The organism is Cytobacillus horneckiae, from assembly GCF_002835735.1.
Lineage (GTDB): Bacteria > Bacillota > Bacilli > Bacillales > Cytobacillaceae > Cytobacillus > Cytobacillus horneckiae.
The window spans coordinates 1-10,882 of sequence record NZ_PISD01000073.1 but is presented as its reverse complement, the minus strand read 5'-3'; the positions used below and the strand labels follow the sequence as shown (position 1 = coordinate 10,882).

The following is a 10,882-nucleotide window of genomic DNA, read 5'->3' as shown; positions in this document are numbered from 1 at the left end:
ATAAAAAAGCAGCCTGCAGGCTGCTTTCAGAGTGTAGACAAAGTGAGAATAACGATATTTTAGTTGGATTTGGAGAGGTGTCCACTTTTTAACCTTTCGATATATCATGAAAGCCTTCACCGAAGACATCTCTGACATCATGGATTGCAACAAAGGCGGTTTTATCAGTGGCTTCTACTATTTTTTTCAGTTTTACCACTTCTTGTTTGCTAATTACGATGTAGAGAACTTCTTTAGCCTGCTTCGTATAGTAGCCTTGGCCATTCATAATAGTGACGCCTCTATCCATATATTTATTGATTTGTTGTGCAATACTGTCCGATTCCTTTGAGATGATTGTGACAGCTTTTTTAGGATTAACTCCTTCAACAATCAATTCCATCACTTTTGTACCTACGTAAAGCATGATGAGCGTAATCATTAATTTTTCAGCACCGATAATGAAATATGATCCTAAAACAACAAGGATGTCAAAAAATAATAAGCTATAACTAATACTCCAGCCAAGATATTTATTTGTCATTTTTGCCAAAATTGTGCTACCTGCAGTTGTTCCGCCGACTTTAATAATCAAACCAATTCCAGCACCAGATAAAATGCCTCCAAATATGGCATTTACTAAAATTTCGTCTGACGTAATCGTCCAGCCAGCTGTTAAATGAAGTGAAAGTGAGTGGGCAATAATCGCAATAATCGTATACACGACAGTAAGTTTGCTTAAAAACTTATAACCTACAACTAATAACACTGAATTTAATATAAAACTGACTAAACCAGGAGACCATTGAAAAAGATAGTAAAAAATAATCGTTAATCCAGTGACACCGCCCTCACTTAGCTCACTTGGAATAACAAACAGATTAATAGCCAGCGCGAAAATAAATGACCCAATAATGATGAGGCTGATATCCCAAATATACTTTTTCATAATTCTCTTTCCTTTTCTATTGTAAAATATAGTTAGAAATTCACACACCATTGCATTTTATCACGCGCCATCAACCTTAAACAACACAAATCTTGCTACTATTTACGCCTCTATTATTTTCATTCAACCAGGTTTATATTCATGCTAAATTGACTGTTCAAACCATAGATAAGACTGCATAAATAAAACAATCTTTTTCTCAGCCTGATGACTTTATCAAGAAATATTTATTCTTAAAACCACCGCGTTCATCAAATTTCTTTTGACGAACGAATTCTATTTCATTATAAGATTTGTGATGAGTCTCCGCTAAAGCATGAATCACTTCTAAAATATCAGCCAATTCTTCAACAGCATCATTATCATTCATAGCAGCTAAATACTCAGCGACTTCTTCCTTCAGCTTCTTCTTCAGCTCTACTATAAACAAATCTTGCTCTAATATATTGAATTCGCATGATTTCCCATTACCTGCGATTATGTTCGGAATATGGTCGCGTACAAGCTTTTTGTAAATAGTCATCGCAAATCTCCTATTCATCCTCAAATGATAAATTCGTTGGTTCTGCTAATAATTCTGATTTAGGAACAAAATTAGTCGTCGGCACGCTTTCATCGACGATTTCGAATTCGAAGTTATCCGCCCATACTGTTCCTATCCCTAATAATAGAATACCAAAAGAAATAGTTTTGCTATTTTCAGGTACATCTAGAACGATAGAATAAACATTCCATTCTGTATTCCCTTTAATAGGACGGTCATGCATATTATCAAATTGCAAAACATCTTCAGACGAATCATCCACTCTCATCCACATCGCACAATGGTTCTGTACATTTTTACTTTTTATAAAACTCGTTAACCTTACTCGCTTGCCGAGAAATGAATCAGCTTTACATTCTTGCATCATTATTGCAAATTCCGAATAATCGCTGACACTGATTGATTTTAAATAGCCTGCTGCTCTTCCGCTATGGAATGTTTCTTTATCTAATCCCATTTCATAGTTGAACGGATGACTTCCACTTATAAACCAGCCTTTTATTTCCTGTGTTTTTTCCATCGTTTTTTCTTCCTCCTTATAATTAATATTCTTCATAAGCTTGCGATACTGGCCAGGTGGTAGGTGATAGAGTTCTTTAAACGCCCGCGTTAAAGCTTCTTGAGAATTAAAGTGAAAGTAGTAGGCTATATCCAATATCTTTTCATCCGTATTTAAAAGCAGGCTGGCAATCGTCGATACTCTTCTCATTCTTATATACTCAGCAAGATTTTTTCTTAATTCATTTTTAAAAATTCGTGAGAAATGAAACTTTGAATAGCCAAATTCCTTTGAGATCACTTCTAAATTTAACTCGTTTTGCAAATTATTTTCTATATAGACAAGTACTTGTCGAATAATTGGACTATATTCCATACTTTCACCTCAATTACAGATTAGCAAAGGCATATTTAAAATTCTTGATAAAAATTGCTATTTTCCCAACTGTAATAAAAAGCCATTCTTCTTTTGATGAATGGCCATGTTTCCGAGTTAAAATCATTGTTCATCCAATGTTTGCTCAAGTTTTACATATATTCAAAGTCCTCTGCATACTGAAAAAGCGGCAAGGAAATATAGAAGGTTGTTCCTTGCCCCATCTCACTCTTTGCCCATATTTTCCCTTTGTGATAAGTGATGATTTCCCGGCATATGGACAGCCCCAAGCCATGGCCCTTTTTCTTCGAATAGGCATTTTCCTTCGTATAGTTGCGGTCAAAAATATAAGGCAGCTCGGATGGCGGAATTCCACCCCCTGTATCTCGAACTTCAATCAAAATCTGATGGCTATCTCCATTTCCAAACACTATACTGATTTCTCCAGAAGTAGTATGGTTTATCGCATTAAATATCAGATTGGTGAATACTTGTTCTATCCGATCAATATCAAGCTCAACCATAGCAGAATTAGCTTGTTGATGGCTAAGCTGATTGACTACATTAAAAGAGAGCCCTTTTCCTCTAATATCATCATCAAACTTATTTTCTAAGTGATTAATAAAAAGTTCAATAGAATAAAAGTCAATATTAAAATCGAGCTGTCCAGATTCCAATTGTGAAAGTTCAAATAAATCGCGGATTAGCGCTTGAAGATCATGGAGCCGTTCATGAGCTTTTATTAAATAACGGTTTTTTTCTGCTTCAGTTGCTGCCAGCCCGTCTAAAACCAGCTCTAAATAACCATTAATTGAACTAACCGGTGCTCGAAGGTCATGAGATATATTTGCAAGAAAGTGCCGCCTTGAAGATTCTGCTTCTTCTAGCTTCTGATTCAACTTCTTAAGACCATTATTGGCTACATGCAATTCTGATGTACGCTTATCCACCGTTTTTTCCATTTGTTCATATAAATAAGCATTTTCAATTGAAATTGCCGCTTGGGTTGAAAGAAACGTAAGAAGCTGAATTTTTTCCTCTGTAAAAGCATAGCTCGCTTTATTATTTTCCAAGTACAGAATGCCCGTCATCTTCCCTTTATATAAAATCGGAAGACATAGTAGTGATTTCGTTTTTCTTTCTACAATATAGGGATCATCCGTAAACATGCCTGTGACTGCTGCATGATCAAGAATAACCGGTTCCTTGCTTGCATTAACATAATGAATAATTTTCTCTGAAACAAGACCAGTCCCGGCTAGAGGCTTATTCTTAAAAACATCATCTTCTCCTTCGTCAATACTTTTATATTCGCTGATGATGAACCCGCTGCTCTTTCTAAATAAGAGAATGCCGAGATCTGCACCGCCATATTCCATCGTTATCTGCATTAATTTATCTGATAATTTACTAAGAATAATTTCTTTTGAAATACTTTGAGTTGCATTCAAGGCGGCATGTGTATCAAAAATCGCTCGATAATCAATAGATTTACTTTCTGTAGAAACTAAACCTGCATGATCTACTATCATTTGCTCAGTTTTTGCATTTGCACCCCATTTTTGATAAGCCTTTAAAGCCTCCATCATAAATGAATGCGATAACTTTTCAAGGCCTAGGCTTTCAAAGTATTTACCTGCGCATTCATTGCAAATCGCTGCATCTTGAATAAAGCCCTTTTCTTCAGCGATTCTTATGCTGTCACAATAAAGCGTAAGAATTTCATCCTTATTAGCCCCTTTTCTTAGACGAAGCAATTCAGCATTCATCAGCTTATATTTGTGCAAGTAATTGGAGGGTGAAAGATCTGCCCATTTTCTCATTTTACCTACAAATTCTTTTAACATTTGATTGCCTTTTTTATTCTCTTTGTCCTCTTCATGAAAACGTGCAAGCCATAGCCCATGGTAAAAATAGTATTCAGGCACGACAACAAGAGTAAGCCGCTTATTAATCATCGGAACAAGCAATTCCAATATTTGCTTAGCATAGTCTGTCTGGTCAAATAGATAAGCCATCTGCAGCCTGACGGTATAATGAATTATCTTTGCCGAATCATCGTCCATGACCTTAATCATTTTCCAAGTATGATCAGGCTTCCTGCCATTTAAAAATTGAAGCCAATACTTTGTTTCATTTAAAAACTCTCTCGAAATTTGATACTGTATTTGATCGATGAATTTGATTTGATTCTGGACCCCTGTTAAAGCTTCTTCAATCTGCGTTCCCTTCATCAATATAGTAATAACAATAAATGAACTATTTGCTCCTGCGAGGTGGATATTCCCGGCTTCTAAACAATAGCGCTGAGATTTCTCAAAGAATTCGAGACTGCTGCTAATAGGCGCTGCCCAATGATTTACAAAGCTGCCGTATACAAATTGCACTCTGCCCTTAATTCCGGTATTCCCAAATTTTTCCGAAAGCTGCAAAGCAAGCTGTCCAAATTGATAGCTGCCTTTAAAATCTCCGAAACCAGCACTCAAAATAAGTGAGTAATTATTAAAAACTAATGCACTGATATCAGTAATTCCGTTTTTTAACGTAAATCTAAGTGCGCGGAGCATAAGCAATGTAGCAAGATTTTGATCATAATGATAAGTTGAGGCATTCATAGTAATCATCGTATTTAAAACGTTTATTTTTTCTTTATCAGTTAATTTAGGCAAAGATAAAATCTCATTTCTCCCTTTGCGAAAAAGTGCCTTTTTAACTAATCCGAGCTCAAGTGCTACATCTAATTTGCTCTTCTTTTTTGAGAAATCGATGCCAAATAATTTAAGCCCGCTAATTCCAGATTGCACAGCTTCTTCCACCCGGTGCATATGCGTGTATAGAATCATTTTCATATTATATATTGCGAGCTTATCTGCCTTTGAACGTGAATGCTGAAGGATTTCATCAAAAACCCTCTCGGCTTCGGAGAATTGCCCTGTTACATATTGTGATTCCCCAAGCCTTTTCATCAGCCTGAAAGTAAGGTCATACCGTTCCTCCCAGTTCAATCCTATTAACTCGAGAGCGGTCTGAAAATACTTACGAGCCTCAATAAAAGCAGCTGAAGCTTTTGCTTTATCTCCCGCCTGAATATTCCAGTCAGTGAGCTTAACAATCTCTTCTTCCGACAGATGCTTCCAGCTTCTATTTAAATGATTAACAATCGTAAACAATTGATCTTCATTCACGGCAGAAAATTGCACTAAAAGTCTGCCAATCATTAAATGCGCCTGCTCCTGCTCATCAGTAGACATTGTAGAATAAACCGCCTGCTGAACACGGTCATGAAGAAAAACATATTCAGGAGGCTGGCTCTGAAGAAGACGGATGTCATCGTCCGGATAAACCCATTTATACCATCTATCATTAGGAAGTATTAATCCCGATTCTAAAGCCGACCATAAATCATTTGCCGTCTCTTTATACGGTTTTTGCGAAATAACGGATAGCGTCCGCAAGTCAAATATATTGCCGATACATGCGGCCAATTTTAAAACACGCTGTGTTTCTTCTGGTAGAAGGCGGATTCTTTCTACAATAAAGTGAATAATACTTTCATTCACTGGATTTTCATTAATCGCTTTGTAATTGACAGCCCACATTCCTTTCTCTGGCTGTAAAACGATTTGTCCATCCTCATAATACGATTGAAGAAGCTGCTTCGTATAAAAAGGATTGCCTTGTGTAATCCGATGAATAAATGTTGCCAAATTCTCTATTTCCTTACCGCTATTAAGCAATGAATCACTTACCCACTCAAGAATTGTCTTTCTTGGCAAATTTGCTAATGGAATTTCTTCAAAAAGCACTTTGTTATTATTTAGTAGCTTGAGTGTCTTATTGAGTGGATGATGCTCATGAATTTCATTGTTTCTATATGCGCCAATAATCATTAAATATTGACTGTTCGCTTGGGTCAGCAAGTATTCAAGCATCTCTAATGAAGCAATGTCGGCCCACTGTAAATCATCTAGAAACAATACAAGCGGATGCTCCTTTGCAGCAAAGACTTGAATAAACTTTTGAAATATGAAATAAAATCGTCTTTGCGTATCGACTGATGAAGCAGCTTCAATTATTTCTTTTTCATTAATAAGCCATTTAAGCTCCGGAATAATTGGTGCAATGACTGCAGTACGAGAAGAAAGTTCTTCTTCAAGCTTTTGTTTCCAGCGCTCCACTCTTTCAGGACTTTCTGTCATGATTTGCCTGATTAATGACTGAAAGGCTGCAATAATAGGCTCAAACGGAATTTGTCTTTGCATTTGATCAAACTTTCCAGATATGAAATAGCCTTTTTCTTTAATAAGCGGCTTATGAACTTCATTAACTAGTGCCGTTTTGCCAATACCAGATTGTCCAGGAATAAAAACAACCCCAAAGCCGCCGCTGCTGGCATGTGAAAAAACTGATTCAATTTTCGCAATTTCGTTTCCGCGACCATAAAGCTTGCGGGCCGCCTCAAAGATGTTTCTTTCATCCTGATACCCGAGCGGAAAAAATTTGATTTCTTTAAAAGCCATATACTGGCTTAAGCAATTGTTTATATCCTCCCGAACTCCCCATGCGCTCAAATACCTTGATTCCGGAGCCTTTTCCAATAATTTCATCACCAAACTCGAAATTTGTTCAGGCAATTCTTTTCTAATGTTAGATGGTTTTTTTGGCGTTTTTGCCATATGAGAATGGATCAATTGTACTGGGTCGGTATGTGTGAATGGAAGAATTCCTGTAAACAATCTATAAAACGTTACTCCAAGAGAATATAAATCTGTCCGGTAATCGATTGCGCGGTTCATTCTTCCCGTTTGCTCCGGGGAGATGTATGGAAGCTGCCCCTCCATATCATTTCCTTGCAAAACTAATGGATTGCCTTCTCTCGTTAACAATGTGGAATGATTAAGCCCGGTTATTTTCACGGCATATGTACTTTTTGAGATAAGCAGGTTCTCAGGATTGATATATTTATGAATAGCTTGCTGCTGATGAAGTGAAGCAAGAGCAGTAGCAAGGTTACTAGCGAGTTTCAAGCCGTCACGAATATTTGCTTGCTTTAGTGTACTTAAGTAAGCTTCAAGTGTAATACTGGCAAAATATTCGTAAATAAAATAGTGTTTATTTAAATGCTGAATCATTTTTATCGGCTGCAGAATGGCATCCGTTTTAAGCTGCTGACTCATATGAAATTCATGGATTGAGGAAGCGGTCTCCTGCAAGGATGGCTCCTTGCTTTTGCTAAACTTAATCAATACCTGCTTGCCATTTTCAATGGAATAGGCTTTATAGAAAAAGCTGCGTACATTTTCCGTTTCAATATCAATCATTCGATAGCCTGGCAGGTTAATAGGCTGTTTCATTTCATCCACCTCTAACTTTTAAGAAAGCTTTAGCGTGACTTTAACTAAACTTTAACTTTCTTTTTTATAATTTTCTTATCTAGTAAAATGCTAGTACGGAGGAAAACAATGAAAAACTTATATGATTATGATCAAGATACAAATGAAGCTGAAAACCTAAAAGAGTGGAAGCTTCTAATTATTGAAGCAAAAGAAATTGGTCTAACAATGGAAGAAGTTCGCGATTTTATTCAAAAACAGCGTCAAAACCGTTAAATACTAAGCTTATAGCCCAACCCCCTTACTGTTAATATAAAGACGGGCTTCGCAGGATCTGCTTCTATTTTTTTGCGCAGGTTGCTAATATGTACCATGACTGTCCGATAATCTCCCAGACTCTCTTCCCCCCATATATTATCGAAGATTTGTTCCAGACTGAATACTCGGTTCGGGTGGTCTGCAAAAAAACAAAGCAGTAAATATTCCTTTGTAGATAAGGTAAGGGGGATGCCATCTTTTTTGACTACGCATTTTTCTTTTTCAATCACTAAGTCTCCAAACGAAATAATTTCTTGTTCAGCAGGCGTTTGAGAGACTGTATGATGAACAGATAAATCTCGATACCGCCTTATATGGGCCTTTACTTTAGCGACCAAAATTCCCGGACTAAACGGTTTTGTCATGTAATCATCACCGCCAATTCGGTGACCTAGAATCTGTTCGAACTCTTCTTCTCTTCCACTTAAAAACAGAATAGGAACATTTGTCAGTCTTCTTAATTGCTGACATACTTCAAAACCATCGATATCAGGCAGATTAACATCCAGTATGATGAGCGCCGGCTTCTCCAGCTCTGTCTGCCTTATGGCAGATTTCCCGTCGCCAGCAAACACTAATCGAAATCCTTCTCTCTCTAAATATACTTTCTGGACTTCTTGTATGTCCGGATCATCATCCACGAGCAATATCGTTTCTCTAGTCATAAAGCCCTCCTTCTGGATATAGACACAATAATCTATCAATTTCCATTTATTTTAATTATATATTAAATTTAGGAGTTTTCAATTATGTTAAGATACCTGAAAATAATAAATTTTTACCTAATTGATATAAAACAATGAAAAACAAACCTTAATATTATTAAGGTTTGCTTTTGGCATCGAACTCTATTTTCCCTTTTAAATCAGCATATTCAATATTTTTCCCGTTTACCCATTCATCAAAATTCACATCTATTCCACGAATCCCTTGAGCTATTTTCGTTTGTAATCTCGCATTGGTAAAAGAGTAGGCAAATGTATGCATCGTACCAAATAAATCTCCATATTCCGTAAAAAATAATGGTGACTGCCTATTGCTAAATTCATTAAACATTTGATAAGCGGTTAATGATTGTTCTTCTAAATAAGCAATATATGCACTTCTTCTGATGGAATGCTCAATATGCTTCCTATTTTTCTCTTTTAACTCATTGATTAGAAAATGGTTTACACAAGCTAAATAATGGTCACCTCTTCTGATGGCTACTTTATCAGGACTTGCCTCAACAACAGCTATATCGCCGCCTTTATCTCCGATTGAGAAGTTATAGCATGCCGCATGCGGAATTTCCTTTAACATGACAATTGCCTCGTCTGTACTTGCACAACTATCTAAGACCATCCGAATGGCGGTCCAAGCAGAAATCCCCTCTTTGTAGCTGTCATTACTTACAAAATGAAGCCCCACCACTAGCCCCTTACTATTTACACCATCATGTCTGCCTATTAATTGTAAATTATACCCTGCTGAAGCATGACATTCTTCAGGTTGAATGAAACTAAAGAGGTGATCATAAAACCTTGGCGAGAAATCATAGTTTCTTACATAGTAATCTTTCGTTATAACGGCAGAGCACCCCATCGCTTCTACTTTCGGCATATCATAACCGCTTAGTATAGCAGCAGCTCTATGAAATGGCAGCTTCAATCCTTCAGACAGACCCTCCAGTTCATCTAATAAATGAGGTGCAAAATCTGCATAAATGGCTTTCATATTTTTAATATTTATTTCCTGTTTTGCCATCTTTTCAAATGTTATCACTATTGGGTGATTCTTCATTTTTTCACCAATTTGCACACCAATATCATATGATCTTCCTCTTATTTGAAGCACCTCTACACTGAATTTTTCAAAGCCCATACATTCATCTCCTTTATATATATCTTTAGGATTATTCGACATTTCTTGAGCACCTCCTTTTATGTAGCTCCATTTTTGGATAATCAATGGTGGTTTTCCCCCTCTCCCACCTAAGCTTTTTAAGGCGCTTAGTGCCCATTATTTTGCGATAAATAAAAAGAGGACTCTCACAATAAGAGTCCTTTCTTCTCAATAACTTCTACTTTATCTTCAGCCACTTCCCATAAGTGCCGCAGCGCCACAGCCACTCTAACGGGCCATATTTAAACACCTTCAGCCAAAGGGAAGAAGCGATGGCTTGGACAATTATGACTGCTGCACAACTAATCACTGCCATGAGATATGACGTCATCATTTGAGCCGGCATAAATACATTCAGAGCATATAGAATTACTGACTGGCCAATATAATTAGTTAATGCCATCCGCCCTAGATGATTTAATGGAAGAAGCATTCTTTTTATTAGTGGTTCTATAATAACTAATGTACTTATATAGAACACTGAAAATACCGGTGCAACAATCATCGCTAAATCAGCAAAATAAAAAAATGACTGATTTGCTTCAAATTGAATATTAGTTAATTCATATCCTTCACGATAAGGATGGAAGCCAATATTTGGCGCTATATTCCAGAGTAAAATCGATAAGACCGCTGTCGCCAATAACGAAACCACTGCAATGATTGCCCACATTTTCTTATGCGCTTTATATGTTTCAAATACGCGATATTGTCCAAAGGCAATACCTAAAATAATCAAAGGCAGCGGTAAAAGTATCTTTGCTCCAAATATGCTTCCAATAATAATGCCGACAACACCGACTATTAAATTGAATTGTTTTGGCGCCTTATAAAAAATTAACACGAATAGGCCAAAAACTGCATAAATAGCCAATGCTTCACCCGGATTGATTATTTGATGAAGCAAGCCTGCTACCAGCAAAATAATCATACGGCGAATAAATAATCGATAAGGCCGGTCATTCTTTGCTTCTGCTCGCGATAAGAAAAACCGGGCATAG

Annotated in this window: 8 protein-coding genes; 1 reads left to right on the top strand and 7 read right to left on the bottom strand. The window is 36.8% G+C overall.

The window, feature by feature from the left end; genetic code table 11:
• Positions 1-88: 88 nt before the first annotated feature.
• From CWS20_RS24800 to CWS20_RS24785, 4 genes are all read right to left on the bottom strand, one after another.
• On the bottom strand, positions 89-928 hold the full coding sequence (locus tag CWS20_RS24800; protein WP_066201917.1) for a YitT family protein: 840 nt from the start codon (positions 926-928) through the stop codon (positions 89-91).
• Between the two features lie 199 nt (positions 929-1,127).
• On the bottom strand, positions 1,128-1,451 hold the full coding sequence (locus CWS20_RS24795) for a nucleoside triphosphate pyrophosphohydrolase (RefSeq protein WP_066201920.1): 324 nt from the start codon (positions 1,449-1,451) through the stop codon (positions 1,128-1,130).
• Positions 1,452-1,461: 10 nt separating this feature from the next.
• Complete coding sequence (locus CWS20_RS24790; RefSeq protein ID WP_066201923.1) at positions 1,462-2,346, bottom strand: helix-turn-helix domain-containing protein; 885 nt, start codon at positions 2,344-2,346, stop codon at positions 1,462-1,464.
• A 152-nt stretch (positions 2,347-2,498) separates the two neighbouring features.
• On the bottom strand, positions 2,499-7,700 hold the full coding sequence (locus CWS20_RS24785) for an ATP-binding sensor histidine kinase (RefSeq protein WP_066201925.1): 5,202 nt from the start codon (positions 7,698-7,700) through the stop codon (positions 2,499-2,501).
• Between the two features lie 108 nt (positions 7,701-7,808).
• On the opposite strand from CWS20_RS24785, the gene sinI reads away from it, so the two are divergent.
• On the top strand, positions 7,809-7,955 hold the full coding sequence (gene sinI / locus CWS20_RS27805; RefSeq protein ID WP_142385419.1) for a DNA-binding anti-repressor SinI: 147 nt from the start codon (positions 7,809-7,811) through the stop codon (positions 7,953-7,955).
• On the opposite strand, the gene CWS20_RS24780 is transcribed toward sinI, so the two are convergent.
• From CWS20_RS24780 to CWS20_RS24770, 3 genes are all read right to left on the bottom strand, one after another.
• A complete protein-coding gene (locus CWS20_RS24780; RefSeq protein ID WP_066201928.1) occupies positions 7,952-8,662 on the bottom strand; it encodes a response regulator transcription factor in 711 nt (236 codons plus the stop codon). The genes sinI and CWS20_RS24780 overlap by 4 nt on opposite strands.
• 157 nt (positions 8,663-8,819) lie before the next feature.
• The gene (locus tag CWS20_RS24775) at positions 8,820-9,902 is read right to left on the bottom strand and encodes a C45 family autoproteolytic acyltransferase/hydrolase (RefSeq protein ID WP_241504262.1); all 1,083 of its coding nucleotides are present in this window, start codon (positions 9,900-9,902) and stop codon (positions 8,820-8,822) included.
• Between the two features lie 157 nt (positions 9,903-10,059).
• Positions 10,060-10,882, bottom strand: an 823-nt coding sequence (locus CWS20_RS24770) for a DUF418 domain-containing protein (RefSeq protein WP_101226423.1), incomplete at its 5' end; no start/stop codon positions are given.